This window comes from Labrenzia sp. 5N (genome assembly GCF_012395805.1).
Classification (GTDB): Bacteria; Pseudomonadota; Alphaproteobacteria; order Rhizobiales; family Stappiaceae; genus Roseibium; species Roseibium algicola.
In genome coordinates, this window is the sequence record NZ_JAAZTM010000004.1 from 23,440 (window position 1) to 46,856 (window position 23,417).

Annotated in this window: 26 protein-coding genes and 1 riboswitch; of the genes, 18 read left to right on the forward strand and 8 right to left on the reverse strand. The window is 59.1% G+C overall.

The window, feature by feature from the left end:
* Positions 1–8 precede the first annotated feature (8 nt).
* From lspA to HEP89_RS03185, 4 genes are all read left to right on the forward strand, one after another.
* A complete protein-coding gene (lspA, locus tag HEP89_RS03170) occupies positions 9–542 on the forward strand; it encodes a signal peptidase II (protein ID WP_023002062.1) in 534 nt (177 codons plus the stop codon).
* 78 nt (positions 543–620) lie between these two features.
* The gene (locus HEP89_RS03175; protein WP_161633267.1) at positions 621–1,328 is read left to right on the forward strand and encodes a hypothetical protein; all 708 of its coding nucleotides are present in this window, start codon (positions 621–623) and stop codon (positions 1,326–1,328) included.
* A 195-nt stretch (positions 1,329–1,523) separates the two neighbouring features.
* The gene (locus HEP89_RS03180; RefSeq protein WP_286201020.1) at positions 1,524–2,999 is read left to right on the forward strand and encodes a pitrilysin family protein; all 1,476 of its coding nucleotides are present in this window, start codon (positions 1,524–1,526) and stop codon (positions 2,997–2,999) included.
* Between the two features lie 2 nt (positions 3,000–3,001).
* Entirely contained in the window at positions 3,002–4,330 is a 1,329-nt protein-coding gene (locus HEP89_RS03185) for a pitrilysin family protein (protein ID WP_168691312.1), read from the forward strand.
* Between the two features lie 346 nt (positions 4,331–4,676).
* Here HEP89_RS03185 and HEP89_RS03190 read toward each other — a convergent pair whose 3' ends face one another.
* Complete coding sequence (locus tag HEP89_RS03190) at positions 4,677–6,239, reverse strand: EAL domain-containing protein (protein WP_168691313.1); 1,563 nt, start codon at positions 6,237–6,239, stop codon at positions 4,677–4,679.
* 376 nt (positions 6,240–6,615) lie between these two features.
* Here HEP89_RS03190 and HEP89_RS03195 point away from each other — a divergent pair, with 376 nt between their 5' ends.
* The 5 genes from HEP89_RS03195 (at position 6,616) to groL (ending at position 12,136) form a co-directional block, all read left to right on the forward strand.
* The gene (locus tag HEP89_RS03195) at positions 6,616–7,422 is read left to right on the forward strand and encodes a hypothetical protein (protein WP_168691314.1); all 807 of its coding nucleotides are present in this window, start codon (positions 6,616–6,618) and stop codon (positions 7,420–7,422) included.
* Positions 7,423–7,636: 214 nt separating this feature from the next.
* On the forward strand, positions 7,637–9,127 hold the full coding sequence (locus HEP89_RS03200; RefSeq protein ID WP_055657767.1) for a sigma-54 dependent transcriptional regulator: 1,491 nt from the start codon (positions 7,637–7,639) through the stop codon (positions 9,125–9,127).
* A 181-nt stretch (positions 9,128–9,308) separates the two neighbouring features.
* Positions 9,309–9,875 carry a hypothetical protein gene (locus HEP89_RS03205; protein ID WP_077290751.1) on the forward strand — a complete coding sequence of 189 codons (567 nt, stop codon included), beginning with the start codon at positions 9,309–9,311 and terminating at the stop codon, positions 9,873–9,875.
* A gap of 278 nt (positions 9,876–10,153) precedes the next feature.
* The gene (gene groES / locus HEP89_RS03210) at positions 10,154–10,441 is read left to right on the forward strand and encodes a co-chaperone GroES (RefSeq protein WP_006935644.1); all 288 of its coding nucleotides are present in this window, start codon (positions 10,154–10,156) and stop codon (positions 10,439–10,441) included.
* Between the two features lie 54 nt (positions 10,442–10,495).
* On the forward strand, positions 10,496–12,136 hold the full coding sequence (gene groL, locus HEP89_RS03215) for a chaperonin GroEL (RefSeq protein ID WP_031269757.1): 1,641 nt from the start codon (positions 10,496–10,498) through the stop codon (positions 12,134–12,136).
* Positions 12,137–12,265: 129 nt separating this feature from the next.
* Here the strand turns inward: groL and HEP89_RS03220 are convergent, their stop codons facing one another.
* Positions 12,266–12,814 (reverse strand): hypothetical protein, encoded by a 549-nt coding sequence (locus HEP89_RS03220; RefSeq protein WP_156912351.1) that lies wholly within the window; start codon positions 12,812–12,814, stop codon positions 12,266–12,268.
* 125 nt (positions 12,815–12,939) lie between these two features.
* Between HEP89_RS03220 and HEP89_RS03225 the strand changes: the two genes are divergently transcribed.
* The 3 genes from HEP89_RS03225 to HEP89_RS03235 all read left to right on the forward strand — a co-directional run bounded on the left by HEP89_RS03225 (position 12,940) and on the right by HEP89_RS03235 (position 14,918).
* Entirely contained in the window at positions 12,940–13,731 is a 792-nt protein-coding gene (locus HEP89_RS03225; protein ID WP_077290752.1) for an isocitrate lyase/phosphoenolpyruvate mutase family protein, read from the forward strand.
* Between the two features lie 205 nt (positions 13,732–13,936).
* Positions 13,937–14,611: a YceI family protein gene (locus tag HEP89_RS03230; protein ID WP_077290753.1), complete on the forward strand. Its 675-nt coding sequence runs from the start codon at positions 13,937–13,939 to the stop codon at positions 14,609–14,611.
* 103 nt (positions 14,612–14,714) lie between these two features.
* Entirely contained in the window at positions 14,715–14,918 is a 204-nt protein-coding gene (locus tag HEP89_RS03235) for a hypothetical protein (protein ID WP_023002073.1), read from the forward strand.
* A 17-nt stretch (positions 14,919–14,935) separates the two neighbouring features.
* Here HEP89_RS03235 and HEP89_RS03240 read toward each other — a convergent pair whose 3' ends face one another.
* Positions 14,936–15,640: a glutathione S-transferase N-terminal domain-containing protein gene (locus HEP89_RS03240; protein WP_023002074.1), complete on the reverse strand. Its 705-nt coding sequence runs from the start codon at positions 15,638–15,640 to the stop codon at positions 14,936–14,938.
* 200 nt (positions 15,641–15,840) lie between these two features.
* Between HEP89_RS03240 and HEP89_RS03245 the strand changes: the two genes are divergently transcribed.
* From HEP89_RS03245 to HEP89_RS03260, 4 genes are all read left to right on the forward strand, one after another.
* Complete coding sequence (locus HEP89_RS03245) at positions 15,841–16,053, forward strand: SlyX family protein (protein ID WP_023002075.1); 213 nt, start codon at positions 15,841–15,843, stop codon at positions 16,051–16,053.
* Between the two features lie 142 nt (positions 16,054–16,195).
* Positions 16,196–17,209 (forward strand): efflux RND transporter periplasmic adaptor subunit, encoded by a 1,014-nt coding sequence (locus HEP89_RS03250; RefSeq protein WP_077290754.1) that lies wholly within the window; start codon positions 16,196–16,198, stop codon positions 17,207–17,209.
* On the forward strand, positions 17,206–18,444 hold the full coding sequence (locus tag HEP89_RS03255) for an ABC transporter permease (protein ID WP_075284461.1): 1,239 nt from the start codon (positions 17,206–17,208) through the stop codon (positions 18,442–18,444). The genes HEP89_RS03250 and HEP89_RS03255 overlap by 4 nt, the downstream gene beginning before the upstream one ends.
* Positions 18,441–19,190: an ABC transporter ATP-binding protein gene (locus tag HEP89_RS03260; RefSeq protein WP_168691315.1), complete on the forward strand. Its 750-nt coding sequence runs from the start codon at positions 18,441–18,443 to the stop codon at positions 19,188–19,190. Before HEP89_RS03255 ends, HEP89_RS03260 begins: the two co-directional genes overlap by 4 nt.
* Before the next feature lie 28 nt (positions 19,191–19,218).
* Here the strand turns inward: HEP89_RS03260 and HEP89_RS03265 are convergent, their stop codons facing one another.
* Positions 19,219–19,908 carry a YoaK family protein gene (locus tag HEP89_RS03265; protein WP_158514212.1) on the reverse strand — a complete coding sequence of 230 codons (690 nt, stop codon included), beginning with the start codon at positions 19,906–19,908 and terminating at the stop codon, positions 19,219–19,221.
* Between the two features lie 97 nt (positions 19,909–20,005).
* A riboswitch (SAM-I-IV-variant riboswitch) is annotated at positions 20,006–20,130 on the forward strand.
* Positions 20,131–20,171: 41 nt separating this feature from the next.
* On the opposite strand from HEP89_RS03265, the gene HEP89_RS03270 reads away from it, so the two are divergent.
* Complete coding sequence (locus tag HEP89_RS03270) at positions 20,172–20,471, forward strand: hypothetical protein (RefSeq protein ID WP_168691316.1); 300 nt, start codon at positions 20,172–20,174, stop codon at positions 20,469–20,471.
* Between the two features lie 151 nt (positions 20,472–20,622).
* Here HEP89_RS03270 and HEP89_RS03275 read toward each other — a convergent pair whose 3' ends face one another.
* The 3 genes from HEP89_RS03275 to HEP89_RS03285 form a co-directional block, all read right to left on the reverse strand.
* Positions 20,623–20,967: an acyl-CoA thioesterase gene (locus tag HEP89_RS03275; RefSeq protein ID WP_051990218.1), complete on the reverse strand. Its 345-nt coding sequence runs from the start codon at positions 20,965–20,967 to the stop codon at positions 20,623–20,625.
* A gap of 265 nt (positions 20,968–21,232) precedes the next feature.
* Positions 21,233–21,454 (reverse strand): hypothetical protein, encoded by a 222-nt coding sequence (locus HEP89_RS03280; protein ID WP_031269763.1) that lies wholly within the window; start codon positions 21,452–21,454, stop codon positions 21,233–21,235.
* Positions 21,445–21,948 carry a group III truncated hemoglobin gene (locus HEP89_RS03285; protein WP_208984417.1) on the reverse strand — a complete coding sequence of 168 codons (504 nt, stop codon included), beginning with the start codon at positions 21,946–21,948 and terminating at the stop codon, positions 21,445–21,447. The genes HEP89_RS03280 and HEP89_RS03285 overlap by 10 nt, the downstream gene beginning before the upstream one ends.
* Before the next feature lie 97 nt (positions 21,949–22,045).
* Here HEP89_RS03285 and HEP89_RS03290 point away from each other — a divergent pair, with 97 nt between their 5' ends.
* Positions 22,046–22,477 (forward strand): Rrf2 family transcriptional regulator, encoded by a 432-nt coding sequence (locus HEP89_RS03290; protein ID WP_168691317.1) that lies wholly within the window; start codon positions 22,046–22,048, stop codon positions 22,475–22,477.
* Positions 22,478–22,533: 56 nt separating this feature from the next.
* Here the strand turns inward: HEP89_RS03290 and HEP89_RS03295 are convergent, their stop codons facing one another.
* Positions 22,534–23,223, reverse strand: coding sequence for a Crp/Fnr family transcriptional regulator (locus HEP89_RS03295; protein WP_023002086.1), 690 nt, complete (start codon positions 23,221–23,223; stop codon positions 22,534–22,536).
* Positions 23,224–23,417 lie beyond the last annotated feature (194 nt).

Here is a 23,417-nt window from a genome sequence, read left to right on the forward strand (position 1 = left end):
CGGTCACGATGACGCAACAGGATACATCTTCCAACAATACGAAACGGCCCCTTCTCTGGGGCCGTTTCAGCACCTTTGTGCTTCTGATCGCGCTTGTCGGTGTTGTCATCGACCAGGGCAGCAAGCTCTGGCTGGTTTACGGCTTTGATCTTGCCCGCAACGGACCGGTCGACCTTTTGCCGGTTCTCGAGATCGTTCTGGTCTGGAACCGGGGTATTTCCTATGGCCTGTTCCAGCAGAACAGCGATCTGGGCCGCTGGCTTCTGGCCGGTGTGACGATTGCAGTCACGATTGGCCTGTGGGTCTGGTCGGCGCGATGCCAGTCACGCCTGGTGGCCCTTGCCCTGGCGCTGGTCATTGGCGGGGCGATCGGAAACGGGATCGACAGACTGACCTATGGCGCCGTCGTCGACTTCGTCCATTTCCACGTCGGCACGTTCTCCTGGTACGTGTTCAACCTGGCAGATGTGTGGATCGTTGCGGGCGTCGTCGGTCTCCTGTATGACAGTTTCCGAGATGGTCCTAATTCAGCCGCAAAATAATGGTTTAGGCTGGACAACGACTGATCGCGGGCGGAGTGCTGCCGGCTGTTTTTTATGAGAAATCGAGGGGTCTGCGCAGTGCGGACGTTAGTTGGGTTTGTAAAGAATTCTGCAGTGCTGGTGCTTCTGGCCGGTTTGGCCGCATGCCAGGCAGCGGATGGCACGAGCCAGGCACCGGATGTCGCCCTTGTCGACACCGTGATGAAAGGCCTTGGCGCCGTCGATCCGAATGAAAAGCAGATCGAGTACAAACCTCGCGGACCGCTGGCCATGCCCGCAGAGCCGACGAACCTTCCCGAACCGGAAACCAATGTTGCCGGTGTGAATGATCAGAACTGGCCGAAGCAGCGTGAAAACGAACAGCTGACCGAGCTGAAGCAGCTTTATGCCAGCTCCGGCAAGACCGGCAGCATGAACAGCGAAGCGCTGACCCCGGAACAGATGCGCGGCTTCAAGATTACTGGTGTCACCGGTCAGAATCGCGATCTCGACGCAGAGCGCCGCTTCAACGAGATCACCGAAGGCGGCAAGCTGACACGTGAAGAACAGCGGGCCGAATGGGAGCGCCTGCAGCAGTTGCGGTCCCAGCAGGCAGGTATCGAGCAGAACGGCCTGTCCGCACGCCGCTACCTGACCGATCCGCCCACCGGCTACAGCACGCCTTCTCCGGATGCACCGATGCCGGAAGTGGTGAAGAAAAAGCGCAAGCCGACGAATTACGACGAGTACGACTCCAAGCCGCTCGATCCACGTTGCCTGGAAGGCGACCAGAACTTCTGTAACTGATCTTTCAGCATCCGGACTTCAGGGTCCGAAAGGCAGATGACAAAATTGTAACGGGACCTCCGGACCGCACCTCCTATATGGAGGATAGGTCCGGAGGTCTTTTTTGTTGGCCACCATGAAATTGCCCGGCTTTGCGCTTTTCCTGCAACTGGTTGAAGCGCATGCTGTTCGAACGACAAAGAACGGGAGTTGCACGTGAACCCATCGTCCTCGAAGCACGACAAGACATCCCCCGTGCGGCGGTTGAAGCGCTCCATCGGCCTTGTGCTGATGCCTGCGCTCCTGCTGGGCGGCGGCATGGCCCTTGTGCCGGGAAGTGCCTTTTCCGCGCCGGCAACGGCAGGAAACCTGATGATTGCGCCGAACCTTGAAAGCTTCACGCTGAATAACGGTTTGCAGGTAGTGGTCATCCCGGACCGCCGGGCACCGGTTGTCACCCACATGATCTGGTACAAGGTCGGTTCCGCCGATGAACCGGAAGGTCAGTCTGGTGTTGCGCATTTTCTCGAACATTTGATGTTCAAGGGTACTCACGACCATCCCAACGGAGAATTCTCCAAGATGGTTGCCGATCGTGGTGGCCAGGAAAACGCCTTCACCAGCACCGACTACACTGCCTATTTCCAGAAAGTCGCCAAGCAGCATCTGCCGCTCATGATGAAGCTGGAAGCCGACCGGATGGAGAACCTGGTTCTGAGCGACGAAGTCGTGACGCCGGAACGGGACGTGGTTCTGGAAGAGCGGCGCATGCGGGTCGACAGTGAACCCGGTTCCCGGCTGCAGGAGGCGCTGAATTCCATCACCTTCGTCAACCACCCCTACGGCTCACCCGTCATCGGCTGGCAGAGCGAAATCGAAGCGCTCAACAAGGAAGCTGCGATTGCCTTCTACGACCGGTTCTACACGCCCAACAACGCGGTGGTGGTAATTGCCGGAGATGTGGACGTTGATGCGGTTCGCAAACTTGCGCAGGAAACCTACGGCAAGGTTGCCCGGCGCGCAGATCCTGGAGAACGCCTCCGGCCGGCCGAACCGCCGCTTGCGGGTGAAAGACGCATTGCCGTTTCCGATCCGCGGGTGCGCCAGGAGTCCCTGTCGCAAATCTGGATCGTGCCGAGCCAGACCACCGGCGAAGGCCGCACGCCCGAGGCGCTGGACATTCTGTCGTATATTCTGGGCGAAGGGCCTTCCAGCCGCCTGCACAAGGCACTGGTTCTCGATCAGGAAGCCGCCCTCAGCGCCGGCGCCTATTATCAGGGCAGCGCCCTTGATAACGGCCGCTTCGGTCTCTACGCCGTGCCGCGCCCCGGCTACACGCTGGAAGACATGGAGCGGCTGATAGCGACCGAACTTCAGAAACTGCTCGAGACCGGCGTCACGGAAGAAGAAGTCGAACGCGCCCGAAACAGCATGGTCGCCAGCGCGATCTACGCCCAGGACAGCCAATCCGGCCTGGCACGCCTTTTCGGCGGTGCCCTGACAACTGGGCAAACGATCGAAAACGTCCAGACCTGGCCTTCGCAGGTACAAGCTGTCACCCCTGAAGATGTCCTGGATGCGGCCCGCACCTATCTCGCCGGCCTCCCCGTGGTCGGAGAGTTGCGCATGGAACCGCCCGTCGTGCCCGATGCCGCCCAATCCGATGCGCCCCAGACGAAGGACAAGTCCTGATCATGGCACACACCCTCTTCTCCCTGCGCGGTCCGGTCTCCGCCCTCGCTTTGTCGCTTGTCGCCCTGCTTGGCCTGATGAGGCTGGCGCAGGCCGTCGAGATCCAGGAAGTCACCAGCCCCAAAGGCATCACAGCCTGGCTGGTAGAAGACCATACCGTGCCTATCATTGCGCTCGATTTTTCCTTCGATGGCGGCTCCGCGCAGGACCCTGTCGGAAAGGAAGGCCTGACGCGCCTGCTCGCAGCGACGCTGGACGAAGGCGCGGGTGAAATGGATTCCGAGACCTTCCAGGCCAAGCTGGAAGAACTTGCCATCAGCATTAACTTCAGCACCGGCAAGGACCGGTTCTACGGCAGCTTGCGGACCCTAACGCCGACCCTTGACGAGGCCAGTGACCTTCTGGCCCTCGCCGTGAACGAGCCGCGCTTCGACGAAGCCCCGGTGGAGCGGATGAAGGCCCAGCTGTCGCAAAGGGCGAGACGCAACGAAAGCGATCCGGATGCGATTGCCGGAAGAGCCCTTGCCGAAGCTATGTTCGGTGATCACCCCTACGCCCGGCCAACGCTTGGCACCGCCGAAACACTGGCCGGCCTGAACGCGGATGACCTTGCAAACCAGCAGGGCAAGCTTCTCGCCCGCAAAGGGCTGATCATCGGTGTCGTCGGTGCAATCGATGCTGAAACCCTCGCCGGAGTTCTCGACAAGGTCTTTGCTCCGCTGCAGGAGGAAGGACAGCTGGTGCAGATTGCCGATTTCGAACCGGAATTCGGAACCGGAGTAAACCAGCAGCTGGCAGTACCGCAAACCACGATCCTGCTCGGCCTTCCCGGGCTAACACGTGATGATCCGGACTATCAGGCCGCCTTTGTGATGAACCACATTCTGGGTGGCGGCACCTTCACCTCCTGGATGTATGAAGAAGTGCGGGAAAAGCGCGGGCTTTCCTATGGCGCCGGCACATCTCTTTCTCCTTACGCACACACGGGTCTTCTGATCGCCAATGCAGCGACCAAGGCGGACCGGGCGGACGAGACGGTGAAGATCATGTTGGAACAGATCAGTCGCATGGCCGAGACCGGACCGAGCGAAGACGAATTGCAGTCTGCCAAACAGTATCTGACCGGGTCTTACCCTCTGCGCTTCGACAGTTCCGGCAAGATTGCCCGGCAGTTGGTCGCTCTGCAGAATGCGGAACTCGGGATCGACTATTTCGACCGCCGCAACAGCGAGATCGAGGCTATTTCGCTGGACGACGTCAAACGGGTGGCCAAGCGCCTGCTGGCCGACAAGGCTCCGACAGTGGTGACCGTCGGCCCGAAGCAGGGGTAAGCCCCAAACCACCAACAACACTGCCTCAATGACAAACGCCCCGGCTCAAACCGGGGCGTTCTTGATTTTGCCTACCAGACTGAATTACGACCTATTACTGCTCGAACCTGGGAACAGCCTTCAAGGCAGAAAACGTGCATTCGAGACAGGCATTGCGACTCGCCTGTCCGGGGTGACACAGGAGGATCCAGGTCGGTACTTGAAAAGGCCGAGTGGAAAAGCCCTCAAGCCGCCAGCTTTTGCCATACGGCGGCAGACCACTGTCATGGCCTGCTCCATCGGCGCACAGCGGCTGAAATGTCGAAGCAGATTATCGTTTCGGGAACGCGGAAGCGCCTTGCGCGGATCAACCGGCGGCAGACCGTCTCGGACCGGGAGCAGGTGCGCCCTGCAGCACTTCCGCACGCACCGGGCGCGGCGGCGAGAACAGGTTGCCCTGAGCAAGCTTGACGTCGTAGTCGAGCAGCTCCAGCACCTGGGATTCCGTTTCCACATGATCAGTGATCAGCTGCATGCCATAGCGATGAAGCAGGTCGCCGAAATCGGACGGATGGATGTGGCCGTGTTTGGCTTCGCGGCGCCCGATGAGATAGTCGGCGTGCAGCTTGCCGTATTTGAAACCCCGGCCCGCCAGGGAGTTGAAGTCCATCTTCATGTCCGCGATCTGGTCGACGGAGAAGCGGAACCCGGCTTCGAACAGCGAACTCAGGCTTTCCAGCTCCATCCCGCCCATGTGGGCGACATCGTCCTGGGAGAATTCGAACACAAGCACATCGGCCAGATCCTGGTTCGCCTTCACGAATTCCAGGAAGCCGGGGAAGAAGGTTTCGTCAACCAGCGACTGCGACGAGATATTGCAGAACAGGATGGCATTGCGATTGCGCGAGGTCAGGCGGCGCACGACCTGGATGGAGCGGAACAGCAGCAGATTGTCGATCCGGGCTATCTGGCCTGAGAGAACCGCTTCCGGAATAAAAGCCGATGCTTCGATCAGATTGCCACCGTTATCACGCAGGCGAGTGAAGGCTTCATAGTACTTCACCTGGCGCTGCGGCAGTGTCACGATCGGCTGCAGGTGGAGCTCCACCCGGTTGGCATTGAGTGCCGACGTGATCAGTTCGCGCATGGCCATGTTCGGCTTCGGCTTTTCGGCCGGCATCGCGGTACGTGCGGCAAGGCGCTGGTCGGGTTCATCCGGCAGATCGAATGCGTAATCCTGCTGCTGGTGGTTCGGCTGTTCCTTTACCGGAACATGACCCAGCTTATCCTCGAGACGCGGCGCGTGCACACCATAGCGTCGATCGAAATCGTTCATGTCCCGGCGCGGTGCAGCCGCTGGTGCATAGGGCTCCTGCATGCCGTTGTCCGCTTCATGAGAAAAGGACGCCGGGGCGTGCTGCTGGCGCTGCGGGGCCTGCGCAGGCTGCTGAACCGGAGGCCAGTTCTGCGGCGCCTGATAGGTGGACCGGCGTTCTTCCTGGTAGGTCTCCTGCGGCTGCTGATAACGTGGCAGGCTTGGCATCTGCGGTGGCGGTGCGATGGCCTGCTGGTCCTCGACCCTCGCTTCAAGGTCGGACATGGCCTCGGCCATCTGCTTGACCAAGGTGCCCAAAACTTCAACTTCAGCAAACAGAGGGTCGATTTCAGCGCGGGTACGGCGCGGCATGGTGTGTTCCATGCCCGTGAGCCTGCCTTCGAGATTGCCGACATCCTCGTCCAGATCCGCCATGCGCTCTTCAAGACGGTCGACCGCTTCACTCACTGCGCCGCGGTCGCGCGCACGACCGATCAGCAGGTGGATCAGGATCATGGTGCACATGAGCGCAAGCGACAGGGAAACAGCTTCGCCGAACGGCCGTCCGAACTGGAAGACCAGAACTGTCGCAGACGACAGCGCGATCACGGCCATGCAAATTGCTACGAATATGGTCCCTGTCCGCCCCATGGTATTCGAAAGTTCCAACGCGAATCAAAAGTTACTGGTTAATCATGCCTTAAGAACCATGCGTGGCCGAATCTACAACCGCCTTGCGGTATGGAATCCGTGACTTGTCCCCGACTATGGTTGATGCGTCACGGTATTTCGGCGTTTTTCGCTCCTCACGCAGCGTTCACAGTGTCTCAAACAGCTCACAACCACAAGTCTCCCACTCACCCGCTGGACGCACCGGGCAATGACGTCCCCATGACTTTTTGACCGTTGCATTCGGTAGTACTTCGTCTAAATTTACGTAAGGGAAGCTACTTCACGGCGGATCAGTCAACAGGTCTAGCAGGGGGCTGATATGCATGCAGCCGAACAAACGACATATCGGGCACCGCGCGACAATGCGCCGGATGCGAAGATAGACCAGCCTGCCAAGGACCGCCCCGCACCCGAGGCCTCAACTTCTCTCAAGTCAGGTGAAGCGACGGCCCCGAACACCGTCCAGGAGCAACTTCCCTGCGAGGAGCAGATCAAGGCCGCGCTCATCAACACCCTGAAAAGCTCCGAATTCCAGTCCGCGCCCCAGCTGCGCGCCTTCCTGGGGTTTGTCGTGCATGCCACGCTGAACAGACAACAGGAAAAGATCAAAGGTTATACGATCGCGGTCGAAGCGCTGGGGCGGCCGGAAGACTTCAATCCGGTGACGGACCCTATCGTACGTGTCGAGGCCGCCCGGCTGCGGCGCAGGTTAGAGAAGTACTATGCCGGGTCCGGTGCCAACGACCCGGTGCGCATCGCCATTCCCAAAGGCAGCTATGCGCCGGAGTTCCAACCGGCACACGCCGGGTCGTTGCCGGATTGTGCAGCAGACCTTGCCAACAAAGATGTGCCAGACGGGGACCTGGCCGGTAGACACTTCGCGCCGGAAACAATGGCTCATCCGCACCTAGAAACAGGTGGGGTGTCGGGAACCGTGCACGAGCATGATGCCTTCCGGCCGCCTGCACGCACCTTGCGCACCGGAACCAACGCACCGGGTAAAACCGGCCTTCCGGAAGTCTTCCGAAAGCTGCAACGCGCATTGGCACATCCCGTTGACCTATGGCTGGTGTTCGCCCTCTGCCTTGCGAGTTTCCTGGCAGGATACCTGTTGGCGGGCCTTTGATTTCTCCGGTTTGACCGGCCTTCGGCATATCCACGACGCACCGCCTGAGCTGGAATATTTTGCTCACTTCGGCCCTTTTCTGTGCCGAAAGCGAAGATCGCCTGCAATTTGCGTCATCTGACAACGCTTTGTTTACCCTGTTCGGAGAATTATCAAATTGACGAATCTTTCGATATTCGAATGACCCGTATCCAGCGATGGGAGTTACCCAGCAATGGGGAGTAATGAGGGCAAAGAGCTGCCTGTTATAGTACGCGTACTTGACGCAACGGCCTCCGAGGCTGCCCGCACGTCCGCGGTCTGCGCCAAGCTGTCTCATGCCTGTACGGACCCCATCCTGTACACGGAATCCTCGTCCTGCCTGCAGGACCTTGCAGACAAGACCACCGACATTCTGATCATCGATCTGGAAACCATCGGTGGCGACGAAGCCCTGGAAGCCTATGCGGTCCGCTGTCCCAAGGCGGTCATCATCGCGGTTTCGGCCAAGGGGTCTGTCTCGCGGGCCGTCAGCGCAATGCGCGCCGGAGCCCATGATTTCCTGACCAAGCCCTTCTCGCTCGATGCGCTTGCGTCCAAGATTTCCTTCCAGCTGAAACAAAGAAGGCCCGTTCAACCGGTTGCTCCCGCAGCACCGCAGAGTGTCCAGCCTGTCGTTTCAATGCCGGAGCTATCAGCACCTCCGCTTCGCGCCGCACACATCAGGACCGAAAGCTCCGGAACGAACCGCCTGGTGGGCACCTCCGCCCAGATGCGCGACATCCACGACCAGATCGGTCGCATGGCGCCGTCGCAGGCTCCGGTCTTCATTACCGGAGAGTCCGGAACGGGCAAGGAACTGTGCGCTGCAGCGGTTCACGAATTATCCGAGCGCCGGTCCAACCGTTTCGTCACCTTGAACTGCGCGGCGATTCCGCGAGACCTCATTGAAAGCGAGATCTTCGGATATGTGCGCGGCGCCTTTACTGGAGCTGCAGACAACCGTGCGGGCGCGGCCGAACAGGCCGATGGCGGCACGCTGTTCCTGGACGAGATCGGCGAGATGGACCTTCTCCTGCAGAGCAAGCTGTTGCGCTTCCTGCAGACGGGGACGTTCCAGCGCCTCGGTGACACACATACCCGCAAGGTGGACGCGCGCATCATCTGCGCAACAAACCGGAACCCGGTTCAGGAAATATCCGCCGGCCGCTTCCGCGAAGACCTTTACTACCGGCTGCACGTGCTGCCGATCCACATGCCGCCTCTCAGAGAGCGCCGCGACGATATCCTGCCGCTCGCCGAAACCTTCCTTGAACGCTATTCGGCGGAAGAACGGCGCGGTTTCAGAGGATTTGATGCGGACGCGGAAGCGCGGATCATTTCCTATCCCTGGCCGGGCAACGTTCGCCAGCTTGAGAACACCATCCGGCAGATCGTTGTCATGAATGACGGTGCCGCTGTCACCTACGACATGCTGCCGCTGATCATTCGCGACCAGAGCAGCCGGCCGGGCACCTTGATCGACCTGTCCCGCGAGCGATCGCGCGTGGCGCCACCAAGCCGGCCGTTCGGAACCATCGAGCCGCTTTGGGCCCAGGAGCGGCGCATCATCGAAGACGCTCTTGATGCCTTTGACGGCAACATCGCCATGGCGGCAGCAGCGCTTGAGATCAGCCCTTCCACTATCTACCGCAAGCGCCAGTCCTGGACAGCCCGCAGCATGTAAATGCCCGGACCGGCGACACGTTAACCGCAATCGGGTTTTCTACTTTCGCGGATAACGAGTAGAGTACAGCTAAATCCGGCGTTTACCGCGCCGCACACATTGCCTTGTTTAATCGGACAAGTCGGTTTATATCGGCAAAATCGCTGAAAACGACAAGATTTAAAGGCGTGCGGGGATATAGATGATGCTGGTGGGAAAATGTGCTTTTCGGCAGACGCTGTCTGCTGTTCTGATTGCAACCGGACTGTCTGCTGGACAGCTGTCCGCGCAGGCCCAATCCCCCGCCAGTCCTCCAGAAGCTTTCCAGAACGCACTTGCCGCCTATGACCAGGCATGGGCGGCTGCCGGTCTTTCGTTCACGGCCGCAACGTTCGCTTCCAGCCCGAGCACCGGATATGGCCAGTATACGCCGCGCGCTGATGCGACGTTCGCCGATGGTGAAGCGCTGTCTGTCTACGCGGAACCGGTCGGTTACGGCTTTCAGGAAACCGCAGGTGGTTATGCCTATGAGCTGACCGCGGACTACAGGCTGCTGACCAAATCCGGCCAGGTTCTGGCCGAACAGGAGAACTTCGCGACCTTTTCCGGCAGCGGCCGGTCCAAGCAGCGTGAACTTTCCGCGGCCCTCACGTTTCAGTTCAGCGGCCTGCCGGCCGGCGACTACCAGCTGGAAACGAGCTTCACCGACGAAATCGGCGGCAAAACGAGCGCCTTTACACTGCCTTTCAGCGTTTCCGGCGCGAATTGAGCCGGGCTCGCTGACACCGTAACAGCGACGCCATAATTCCGCCTCCCCGGTCTGTTGACTACCCCATAGGCGCAACGCGACCGATTGCGATTAAATTCTCGTCACAAAGCATTGACAAGCTGAGCACAGCTACATAAATCCATGGCGCTGTTAGCACTCGCTGTTAAGGAGTGCTAATTGGTGACGGGAGGCAATTTCCTTCCGTGCAACGCAACCCAATGTTCATGTCTCGCGCGCTGCCTATTGCGTGGGGCGCGCTCATGAGAGGAAACAGTGTTATGGCATTTCGTCCACTGCACGACCGTGTCGTCGTTCGCCGCGTAGATTCTGAAGCAAAGACTGCTGGCGGCATCATCATTCCGGACACCGCTAAGGAAAAGCCGCAGGAAGGCGAAATCATCGCCATCGGCACCGGCGCCCGCAAGGACAACGGCGAGATCGTTCCGCTCGACGTCAAGGCTGGTGACCGCGTTCTGTTCGGCAAGTGGTCCGGCACCGAAGTCAAGATCGACGGTGAAGACCTCCTGATCATGAAGGAATCCGACATCATGGGCGTGATCGCGTAACCAGCCGCGAACCGCTTCTGATTTCAACCTGTTCCAAAAGAGTGAGACGATCACATGTCTGCTAAAGAAGTAAAATTCTCCTCCGACGCACGTGAGCGCATGCTGCGTGGTGTCGACACCCTCGCAAACGCCGTCAAGGTGACCCTCGGCCCGAAAGGCCGTAACGTCGTTCTCGACAAGGCTTTCGGCGCACCGCGCATCACCAAGGACGGTGTGTCTGTTGCCAAGGAAATCGAACTGGAAGACAAGTTCGAAAACATGGGCGCCCAGATGGTGCGCGAAGTGGCTTCCAAGACCAACGACATCGCTGGCGACGGCACCACCACCGCGACCGTTCTGGCTCAGGCCATCGTCAAGGAAGGCGCCAAGGCTGTTGCAGCCGGCATGAACCCGATGGACCTGAAGCGCGGCGTTGATCTTGCTGCTGCTGAAGCCGTCAAGGCTCTGACCGCTGCTTCCAAGACCATCACCACCTCTGGTGAAGTTGCACAGGTCGGCACGATCTCCGCTAACGGCGACGAGCAGGTCGGCAAGGACATTGCCGAAGCCATGCAAAAAGTCGGCAACGAAGGCGTGATCACCGTCGAGGAAGCAAAGTCCCTCGAAACCGAACTCGAAGTCGTTGAAGGCATGCAGTTCGACCGCGGCTACCTGTCTCCTTACTTCGTCACCAATGCTGACAAGATGATGGCTGACCTGGAAAAGCCGTACATCCTGCTGCACGAGAAGAAGCTTTCCAACCTGCAGGCCATGCTGCCGATCCTGGAAGCTGTTGTTCAGTCTTCCCGTCCGCTGTTGATCATTGCTGAAGACGTTGAAGGCGAAGCACTTGCTACCCTCGTCGTCAACAAGCTGCGTGGCGGCCTGAAGATTGCTGCTGTCAAGGCTCCGGGCTTCGGCGACCGCCGCAAGGCCATGCTGGAAGACATCGCGATCCTGACCGGCGGCACCGTTATCTCCGAAGATCTCGGCATCAAGCTGGAGAACGTGACCCTCGACATGCTCGGCACCGCCGAGAAGGTGTCCATCACCAAGGAAAACACCACCATCGTTGACGGTGCTGGCTCCAAGGACGACATCAACGGCCGCGTTTCCCAGATCAAGGCTCAGATCGAAGAAACCACTTCCGATTACGACCGTGAGAAGCTCCAGGAGCGTCTTGCAAAGCTCGCAGGCGGCGTTGCCGTTATCCGCGTTGGCGGTGCGACCGAAATCGAAGTGAAAGAGAAAAAAGACCGCGTCGACGACGCTCTGAACGCAACCCGCGCTGCCGTTGAAGAAGGCATCGTCCCGGGTGGCGGTACCGCTCTGCTGCGCGCCAAGAAGGCAGTCGAAGGCCTGGCCTCCGACAACGCCGACATCGCAGCTGGTATCAAGATCGTCCTGCGCGCTCTGGAAGCTCCGATCCGTCAGATCGCTGAAAACGCTGGTGTCGAAGGCTCCATCGTTGTTGGCAAGATCCAGGAAAACGACGATCCGTCCTTCGGCTTCAACGCTCAGACCGAACAGTTCGTCAACATGATCGAAGCTGGCATCATCGACCCGACCAAGGTTGTCCGTACTGCTCTGCAGGACGCAGCTTCCGTCGCTGGTCTGCTGATCACCACCGAAGCCATGGTTGCTGAACTGCCGAAGAAAGACGCTCCGGCAATGCCGGGCGGCGACATGGGCGGCATGGGCGGCATGGGCTTCTAAGAAGCCCAAAGCTCACAAGCTTTGCAGAAAGGGCGGTCTTCGGACCGCCCTTTTTTCTTGGCCGCCCATCATCTCATGCTTGTGCCGCCTCGCGGCACGGGCTTCTAAGAACCTCATAGCGTCAACGATTCAGCTTGCTGCGAACGCGGCCATCCGGACTCCGCAAACGATCATCAGCAAAAGTCCGGCTATGACAGAAATCACTCCAACCGCAATTGCGTGAAGCCATTGGCTTGCCGCTTTCGACAAGTAAAAAGCATCGTGATTACCCCGGACAGGACCCAAAGGCGACCTTGGTGACTGTTTCCAACCATTTGTCTTCAGACTAATTTTGGTGACCGGAAAATCCGTCCGATCGAACCTTGATCCGGACTGGATAGCAAGTTGGTCGGCAAAACCTGAATTTTCGTAGACAGGAATTATATCGGGCGCTGGATAGTTTTCGCTGACGCCGGCACCTAATGCTTTCAGGCCGAAACCGGAAAGTAAAAACGATATCAATACAAATCGTCTTACCTGCCGCAGAATACGGTAGACATATTTTTTGCTCTTACTTGAGTGGCCGTTCGCTGCCGCTTCCCCCAAATATGCCCCCTTACAAAGCCCGTTCCTCAATACAAATGTTGAAGGAATCGAGCCAGCTAAACCATAGGTGTAGATTTCCTGGCTCGAATTCAATCGGAAGTGCAAGATTTCAGATTTAGAACGACCTTCCGTTCAACCAAGCGGCGCACTTGCCCTTCTTGCTACCTCTGTGTTTTCATATCGGTCCAAGATAGCCCTGCTCTTCGCGCATCCTTCAAATGTCCAGCCCAGCCAATGTCTTTCGAGAACTGCACGAGACCGGGTGCTTTATCGTGCCCAATCCGTGGGATGCCGTATCCGCCAGGCTGTTGGTGCACTGCGGCTTCAAGGCACTGGCCACCACGTCGTCGGGATATGCCTTCACGACAGGCCGGCGCGATAGTTCCCGGCAAATTTCCGGACAGGAAGCAATCGACCACGCATCGGCATTGTCCCGTGCAACTGGCCTTCCCGTCACGCTGGACGGAGAAGACTGTTTTGCAGACACACCGGAAGGTGTCGCGGAGACGGTCGCACGTGCCGTGAAAGCCGGGCTTGCCGGCATCTCTATAGAAGACCGGGACACGTCCAATCCCGGTCACATAAGACCATATTCCGAAGCTCTCGAGCGCGTTCACGCCGCTGTCTTGGAGGCCCGGAAATCCGGGATCGTGCTGACGGCTCGCGCCGATGGTCTTGGCAAGGGAGCCTATGATCTTGATGAGGTTCTTCGCCGTCTGTCCGCTTTTGCCGAAGCAGGGGCAGACGTCGTCTACGCCCCGGGCCTACCTGATCTTGAAGCCATACGGACGGTCTGCGCATCGGTACCTGTTCCGGTCAACCATGTCATCGGGCAAGGTGCAACGGGCCTGTCCTTCGACCAACTCGCAGACGCTGGCGTGCGGCGGATCAGTCTTGGCGGATCATTTACCCGCGCGGCCCTCAATGCGATCAATACACTGGGTCAAACCATCGCCGCGGGAGATTTTACCAGCCTTGATGCTGCTCCCGCCTGGTCAAGGCTTTGTTAGATGCCAAAGCCCAACACCCGCCTCGCCCGGCGACAGATCAGGGCCGCGAGATTGACAACATACCAACTGGTCGGTATCTTTTGATTGCCTGGTGGCCGATCGGCAAGACCACTGGCTATGGCCACATGTAATTCAGCCACGGCTGCACCTGAAATCGGCCTGAACACACCGCTGTTTCCAACTACCGGTCAATAGAGGAACCACTATGCCACTGTCCCCGGGACTTCGTTTTCTGTCTGTACTTTGCGGTGTCGCAGCGGTGCTGTTGCCATCACGTGCTGCAAATGCAGGTGACGCCGCGACAGCTCTACCGGCAGGCGGTTACAAGATCGACAAATTCCATTCGACGCTCGTCTTCCGGGCAAATCACCTCGGCTTTTCGTACTACAGCGCATCCTTTGCTGACTTTGACGCCGCGCTGGAACTCGATCCCGCTGATCCGGCCAACGCCAGCCTGAGCGTCGACATAAACGTCGCATCCCTGCATCTGACAGCAACGCCACCCGATGGCTTTCGAGACATGCTGCTTGGCCCGGACTGGCTGAATGCAGGAGATCACCCGAAGATCACCTATCGATCGACCAGCATTGAACTGACCGGCGCTGAAACTGCCGTCGTGACAGGCGACCTGTCATTCAGGGGAGAAACGCGGCCAGTTGAGCTCGACGTGCGTTTCAACGGCGGTTATCCGGGCCTGGCGGTTTACGACCCACAGGCTCGGATCGGATTTTCCGCAACAGGTACGCTGAGAAGGTCCGATTTCGGCATGTCCTACGGACTTCCGCCAGAAGGCTCCAACCTCGGGGTGGGGGATGATGTTGAGTTCGTTATCGAAACGGAGTTCAGCGGCCCACCACTGAAAGAGGCTGAAGCGCAGTAGTCCGGTCAGCATCCGTTCTTCATGCGTGACCGTTTCACACGGTTTTCGGAACCTTAGCCGCCTCTGACGGTTTTCTTCCTAGAATTGAACCATGGAGGGACCGATGGCACAGAGTATGCGACAGACTGCGTCAGACCAGTATGAGAATGCCGATCAACTCAACAGGACGATCGCCCAGGATGCCCAGACCGATCAGGAACTGGAATCCCAGGTTCCCCCGGTTTCCAGATATGGCACCATCTGGCGGGTCGCAGCGGTGATCATCCTGCTGCTGGCATTGCTGACTTCGGTCGTCTTCCTGGCCTGATCAACACCGTTTCACGTTTAGTCGCGCGAGGGAATGTTGACCGCCTTCTGGCTTGCCGGACGGCTCATGCAGGTGTCGACCCAGCGAACCACATTGGTGTGGGACGCGAAGTCGGTCACCTCGCCGGCCTCGTAGAAGCCGTTGAGATTTCGCGCCCAGGGCCAGCAGGCCATGTCTGCAACGGTATAGTCACTCCCCATGATGAAATCGCGCCCATCCAGCTGCCGGTCCAGAACGCCAAGCAGGCGTTTCGTCTCGTCCCGGTATCGCTCGAAGGGCCGACGGTCTTCATAGTCCCGGCCCGCGAACTTGTGGAAGAAGCCCAACTGACCCGCCATCGGGCCAAATCCACCCATCTGCCACATCAGCCACTGCAGCGTTTCGGCGCGCCTTGCCGGCTCCTGCGGCAGGAACTTGCCCGACTTTTCCGCCAGATAAATCAGGATCGCGCCGGATTCCCACAAAGGCAGCGGCTCGCCGCCTGGGCCGTGCGGATCGATGATTGCCGGGATCTTGTTGTTCGGATTGAGCGACAGGAATTCCGGGCTCAACTGGTCATTGCTGCCGAAATCGACCACATGCGGCTCATATGGCAGGCCCGTTTCTTCCAGCATCGCCGAAACCTTGATGCCGTTGGGCGTCGGCAGCGAATAGAGCTGAATACGGTCAGCGTGTTTGGCAGGCCATTTGCGGGAGATCTCGAAGTCAGACAGATCGGTCATGTAGCCCTCGTTGGGGATTGCAGGTCCCGACCCCTGTCAGGATTACGCATAGATATAGCGCAGCTTCGCGCGGCGCAAACTCACAGTCCGCTAACAATGAGAGTTGGTGTTTCCCTGCCGCCGCAATATACCTGCCTCGACAGACATCGGGCGGGTGCCGAAAGAAGCCACATAGCCCCAGGACGACGCAGGAGACACCCATGGCGGACGACAAAGAAGCGCGAATTGAGAAGCTCGAGATCGATCTCGCCCATGCGCTCAACACCATTGATGAACTGAATACGGTCGTCTTCGATCAGGGACGCCAGCTTGACAGGCTCAACCGGCTCGTCACCAACATGACAGACCAGGTCACGGAACTGATGGAGAACGTTCTGCCCGGCCACCAGATTGAAAAGCCGCCGCATTACTGATCTTCGACGAGGGCGTCACCTGATCGCGCTCTTGAGGCACACGTCTGGCCAGCCTTTGCGCGCTGGCATCCTCGTTTGATCCAGGCCATGGCGTTCCTCGCTCGAAACGTTATTGTGGCGGCAGATCCGGCAAGGGTGTGCCATGCGCTTTTTAAAACTTTTGATATTTGTTCTGCTGATCGCGGGAGCCGTCGCGGGCTCACTTTGGTGGTTCAAGAAACCGCCGGAAGTGCAGACCGTGATGCCGACGACCGGGCGGGCGGCCGAAGTGGTCTATGCCACCGCAGTCGTTGAACCCGTCCGATGGGCGAAGGTTACCAGCATCATCCGCGAGCGGATCGTCTCGCTGTGCGGCTGCGAGGGTGACCAGGTCCAGAAAGGCGACCAGCTGGCGGAACTGGACAGCGGCGATGCCCGTGCGACGCTTGCCGAACTGGAAGCCCGCCAGGAGCTGGCACAATCCGACAAGGAACGTGCGCTGCAACTGCTGGAACGCCGCGTCGTCAGCCAGCAGGTTTACGACAAGGCCCAGAACGAACTGATCCGCATCAACGCCATCACCGCGGCCCAGAAGGAACGGCTGCGCGACTATGTCATCGTGGCGCCCATGGACGGCATGGTTCTGAGGGCGGACGGGTCGGTGGGGGAAGTTGCCGAACCCGGTGAAATTCTCTTCTGGATCGGTCAGCCTTCTCCCCTTCAACTGGTGGCGGAAGTCAACGAGGAGGACATTCCCAAGGTCGCCAAGGGTCACAAGGCCCTGATCCGTGCAGATGCCTTTCCAGGCAAGGAACTGACGGCGGAAGTTGCCAGCATCACTCCGAAAGGCGATCCGGTGCTGAAGAACTACCGGGTCTATCTCGATCTCCCGGAAGACACGCCGCTGCGCATCGGCATGACTGCCGAGATCAATATCGTCACCTCGGAGAAGGACGACGCGCTGCTTCTGCCGACCGCGGCCTTCGACGGCTCGAAACTGCTGACGCTGGATGGGGATAACAAAATCGTTCTGCTGGAGGTCGAAACCGGGATCAAGGGCACCCGCGCCACGGAAGTGCTGAAGGGGATCACCGGAGATAACCGGGTCGTCTTTCCCTATAACCCGGATCTGGCAGAAGGACAGAAGGTCAGGCCGGTTCCCGGAGACAGCAAATAATGCTTCTCCTGCGCATCGCCTCCACCCACATTCGCAACCGCTTGCGCCAGACCATTGTCTCAACGCTTGGCGTTGCACTTGGTGTCGGATTTTCGGTGGCGATGGCGAGCCTCATGGAAGGGTCTCAGCGGGATTTTACCGCAACACTGATCGACGCCATTCCCCATGTGGAGATCCTGGACGAGCAACGCGCACCGGCGGAACAACCGGCCAGTGCAGTCTATGACGCTGTCACCTATCATGGTCTCAGACCGAAGGAAGACCTTCGCGGCATCCGAAATCCGACCGAAGCGCTTGCCTCGCTGCGCGACTGGGTGAACGGATCGATGGCGCAGCGTCTGAGCGGCCAGGCGGTGCTGCGCTATGCCGGACAGGACATCGGCATGACCCTGGTTGGTGTGGAACCCAAGCGCGAACTGACCGTCTCCAAGATCGGCGAGGATATGCGCCAGGGCTCCTTCGAGGACCTGGACACGACGTCAAATGGCCTCGTTGTCGGCGACAAGGCCGCGGAACGGCTGGGGGCGGACCTGGGCGATACCGTGACCCTGACATCCGCAAACGGTGTCGCCAAGCGCTTCAAGATCGTCGGCCTGTTCCACAGCGGCATCACCACCAGCGACGAAGGGCTTGCCTATGCGCCACTGAAGGCCGTGCAGATCCTCCTGGAAAAACCTGACGTCATCAATTCGATCGCAATCCACCTCAATTCCATCGCCGAAGCCAACGCGGTTGCCGCACGGGCCGAGCGGCAGCTCGGCTACAAGGCGGTTTCCTGGGAAGAGGCCAACGAGGGGCTGATGGAAGCCTTCTTCGTGCGCAACGTGATCATGTACACGGTTGTCGGGGCCATTCTGGTGGTAGCCGGCTTCGGCATCTTCAACATCGTCTCGACGATCGTGCACGAAAAGGCGCGTGATATCGCGATCCTGAAGTCGCTCGGATTTCCGGAAGTCGATATTCAGCAGATCTTCGTGCTTGAAGGGCTGGTAATCGGCATCCTGGGCGCTCTTGCAGGTTCAGCGCTCGGTTTCGGACTGTCGAGCTATCTCGCGTCTGTCAAATTCGAATTTACCCAGGACGTGGAGATGACCCACCTGCCGATCTATTTTTCCGCCCTGCACTACATCATAGCCTGCCTGTTGGCGCTGTTTTCATCCGGGATCGCCGGCTACATTCCCGCCAGGAAAGCCGCCCGGCTCAATCCTGTCGACATAATCCGAGGGGCGACATGACCCCTTCCCCGGAAAAACAGACGGCTCCCGGCGGCGTTCTGCTGGAAGCGAGCAACCTCACCCGCATCCTGCCGGCCATCGTGCCGGTGACACTGGTACAGGATGTCAGCTTTCAGGTTGGCGAGGCGGAGTTCGTTGCCATTACCGGTCCGTCCGGTTCCGGGAAATCATCGCTTCTGTATCTGCTTGGCCTTCTGGACAGGCCGACGTCCGGCGAGGTCCGGATAGACGGCCTTCCCACCCATGCGCTGACATCTGCCGAAATGGCACATCTTCGCCTGGAAAAACTCGGCTTCGTCTTTCAGTTTCACTTCCTGCTGCCGGAATTTACCGCACTGGAAAACGTGATGATACCGATGCAGCGGCTCGGCAAACGCAGCCCCAAGGCCCAACTCGACCATGCGACGGAGCTTCTGGCGGCGCTGGGTCTGGAAGAGTTTCTTCACCGCCGCCCGGAGCAATTGTCCGGCGGGCAGCGACAGCGCGTCGCTGTCGCCCGGGCACTTGCCAATTCACCGCAGCTGATCCTTGCTGATGAACCGACCGGCAGTCTCGACAGTGTATCGACGGAACAGGTCTTCGAAAGTCTTCAGGCCATTGTGAAGACCGAAAGGACCACCGTCGTCGCCGTTACCCATGATATCGATCTCGCCGACAGGATGGACCGGCGTATCCATCTGGTCGACGGCCGCATCGATTACGACCGGCACCACCAAAGGGAAGAAGCACCCGGCTTGGGCGCATAATTTGCGGCCTGAGTAGCCGGCACCGGTTTCAGGCGACTTGAGGCTCATGCACCGGCTGGACTATCGCCAGCAGCATCAAAAGCGCAACAGGTATCGCAAGCGCCCAGAACCCCATGACGGTCATCAGGAAACTCGCCAGGAGACCTCCGGCCGCGAAGGCCATCAGGACGAAGGCCTGGTGACGGATCCGGGAGCGGCTGTCGGGCCGCGTTTCGGGATGCGTGAAATAGTCGGCGATGCCGAGCACAAGCTTCAGCGTATTGCCGGTCATGATGGTCGTGGGAACATGCCTGTTGAGCAGGGTCAGCATGATGACGTTCTGCAACGACATGGCCACGGTGGAGAAGCCGACAGCCGTCAGAGTGACGGCAGACAACGGTCCTCCGGCTGACGGATCTCCAAGACCGGCGACGAACATGAAGCCCGCCACCAGCAAAGCTTCGAGCGCGAACAGATGCCGGACGGCAATCCTGTTTTTGCGCACCAGCGCAGTGACCGAAACGAACCAGAAGAGAGTCGAACCGAAGAATACCGCGAGCACGAAGACCTTCAGGGCCGCGTTTTGCCCCTGGTGAAACACCTCCGTGCACAAGACGACAAGCGTTCCGGTAATGAATGCCGTGAAGGTGTGAAACAGGCCGAGAATGCAGACCACATCGATGAAGCAGGCACAAAAGGCGAGCAGGATCGGCACCAACGGCCGACTGTGATGCAACATGGATCGGTCCAATTGTGGAGCTCCCGAGCTAGTCCTTTGAGGAAGATGTGCCATGCACTGGCGGACTTGCCAAGCCGGATTGGACATGGCATAAGCGCGCCATCATCAAGAGAAGGGCTGGCGCCCTCGCCAACCTGCCGTTCCGGGCAAGGTGGTTTCCGCAACAGGGATGCGGCTGGTCAGACCCTCAACCGAGGCTTTCCGGCAACTAAGCGGTTATTTTGCATGCGCCAGTCCTCCTCGGGCAACCGATGGAGGATTTTTTGTCTCAGGACCCTTTTGCCGGACGTGCGGCAGATCTGATCGAGAACCATGTGGCGGCGAGCTCCAAGCTTGCCGGAACGGATATCTGGTGCCAGGCCGCTGAAGACTGCGTGCTGGCGCGGATCAAATCCCTGCGCATTCTGGGCGGCTTGCCGCGGCACAAGGCGCCGCTGAGCCAGACCACCCGCACCGAGCGTCTGAAAACACTGCTTCAACTGTGGGCAAACGGCTGCACCTGTGCTGTCGATGAAGACCTCTTTGCCGATATTCTCAACCGGCACGGACCCGTCAGGCACTGACGGGAGTGCCCCGTGTGCTGCACAACGTCTGCACTCTGCCAATTTCTTTGATACAGGCGTGCTGCAACAACTCGCCCCTTCCTGAGGAAGCGGGTCAGCGCTGTCTCAGAATGAGTTTTTTGGGGAACCAAGCCGGATGAGATCGCGGCGCTCAGTCCCTCTTGGGGACCGGGCGCGGCTTGCCGCCGTCATCGACGGCCACCATGGTGAAGACCGCTTCGGTCACCTTTTCACGGTGGCCGTAGCGATGGCGCAGGGCCCAGGATTCAAGCTTGATTTCCATCGACGAATTGCCGACACGAAGGACTTCGGCATAAACGCACAGCACGTCGCCCACATGGACAGGCCGGATGAATTTCATCTTGTCGACCGCGATGGTCACGACACGTCCCTCGGCCCGTTGACCGGCTGCGATACCGCCTGCCAGGTCCATCTGCGACAACACCCAGCCCCCGAAAATATCTCCCGAGGCATTGGTATCGGCAGGCATTGCCATGGTGCGCAATGTCAGATCGCCTGTCGGCTTTTCGTCGTACACGCCTGAGCCCCTCCGCTGATTCTCGCAAGAAGACTAGGTCATCACCTGCAAGAATAGAAGTGGTTGATCGGAGGGCCTCAGAAGGAACTGCTGATCCAGTCCACCGTCAAAGGACAAACATCAGGATTGCCATGATCCACAACGGCATGGGGGCAGCGACCCAGATCAGCAGGATCGGCAGGCCGCGATGCAGAAGGTTGGAGGTATTCATTTCGGTTGCTTTCTAGCTGAAGGCCTGGATTTCAAGGACTGTCATCGCCGAAAGGGCGACGATGCCGGTGATGAAGGCCAGTTTCGCACTGCCAATGAGCGTGCGGCCGGCGACATCCAGTTTCGGCAGCGGCATGCCGCGCGAATCCAGATACATGGACAGAAGCATCAGCGAAAAGACGGTGAACCAGACGAACACCAGCACTTCCGCTATCAGGACAATCGTTACCAGCATGATCCGCTCCATTCAGAGGGTTGCGATGTCAGTTCGGCAGGCGGATTGGCTCCAGGGGTTCCGAAGGTGGCCAGCCACAGGCTCTGTGCGATGCGTTCGGCAATGGCCACAATCTCGTCTGCAAGGTCCGGCACGAACAATTCACGTATCACGGGCCGGAACACACCGAGCCATTCGCCATAATCCGTGCTTACCAGCTCCTTCTGCTTCAGGTGAGCCGGCACGGGTTTGCCCTTGTAGGCGCCGTTCTTCATCAGGACGGATTGCCAGAAGGCTTCCATTTTCGGCAGGTGCTCTTCCCACCGGCCAGCCAGACGGCGCTCGAAGATGCCTCCGAGACGTGGATGCTGGCGGATGCAGCCATAGAAGGTATGCACCATCACATGGATCGCCTGTTCATCGACCTTCTCGTAACGGCGGAGCCGGTCGCCCTGGTCCGGCGTTTCCCGTCTCTTCAGCTTGTATCTGTTGGTACTGGAGTTAGGGGCTTCCATAGCCGCCTCCATAACATTCATTTAAGATGCATCTTTTAAATGGCACAGCAACCCGCTAAAATCAACATATAAGATGAATGTTTAAAGAGACCCAGCCATGCGCCTCAGTCAGGCCAGCGATTTTGCCTTGAGAATTCTGATGGCGACCGGCCAATCCGACGACCCGCAGACAGTCGACAAGCTTTCGCGGCAGCTTGGCCTTGCCAAATCACATGTCATGAAAATCGTCGCTCATCTCGCCAAGGGTGGCTATCTGGAGACGACGCGCGGGCGTGGCGGCGGGATACGGCTGGCGAAAACACCGGACATGATCCGCCTGGGGGATGTCGTGCGGCTGATCGAGCCGGACCTTGGCGTCGTCGCCTGCCTGAAGCCCGAGCCCACAGTCTGCGCCTTCCTGCCCCGGTGCGCCCTGAAAGGCGCAATGGCGCGAGCCTCGGAAGCCTTCCTGGAAAGCCTCAATACCGAAACGCTGGCATCCATTCTGGCCGGAACACAGATGGCATTGCCGGTCGAAACAAACGCCTGAGGCAACCCCGGCTGCAACGAGGCAGACGGGGACCATCCTTTTCGAGCCCGGTTTTCCTAGAGCGTCGAAGCCTTTTCCAGGAAGTCCATCTGCTCCAGGCAGTAGTAGCCGGAAATCCGACTGATGGTGCCTGCCCTCTTCCAGTCGTTGAGGACGCGGCTGACGTTTTCGCGCGCGGCACCTGCCATGTTGGCGATGTCTGCCTGGCTAAGTTTGTAGTGGATCAGCAACCGACCATCGTCGAGCGGCTTGCCAAAGGTTTCCGCCAACTGCAGCAGGGTCTGGGCGACCCTTCCCGGCAAGGGCAGGAACGAGCGTGCCGCCAGCACATCATTGGCATGGCGCAGCCGCTTGCCGACGATCGACAGCATATGCCGGTAGACGGCCGGGTTCTCGTCGGCAAACCGCTGGAAGGCGGCCTTGTCGATGAAGGCAAGCTGGGCTTCCTTCAGGGAGATGACTGTTGCCGACCGCGGACGGCCATCAAGCAGGGCCAGTTCGCCAACAAGATCGCCAGGGCCGAGCACTGCAAGCAGCTGCTCGTCGCCTTCAACGGACAGAAGCGATACCTTGAGCGAGCCCTCCAGAACCGCGTAACAGCCGTTTCCGGGATCGCCATTTTCGAAGAGAATGGTGCCAGCCGATATTTTCATCGGCCTTGCAAGGCGCGACAGGCCGACAGCCAGTTCCGGGTCAAGCCCTTCAAGCGAAAAGCTATTTTTTAAAAAATCCTTGATTTCAGCCACACCTTACCCCTGCCAAAAGCGCTGCTGCCCGCGAAATTACAAGATCAAACGCCATCTTGTGATGCCCATCACGTGCATTCCAGCAAAATAACCCTATATCTAAGGACATGGAAGCGGGGCCGCCCCTCCCCTCTTCCGGACCTCCACGAAAAACGGCCCTGTACCCCGCAGGGCCGTTTTTTCGTTTCTCCACT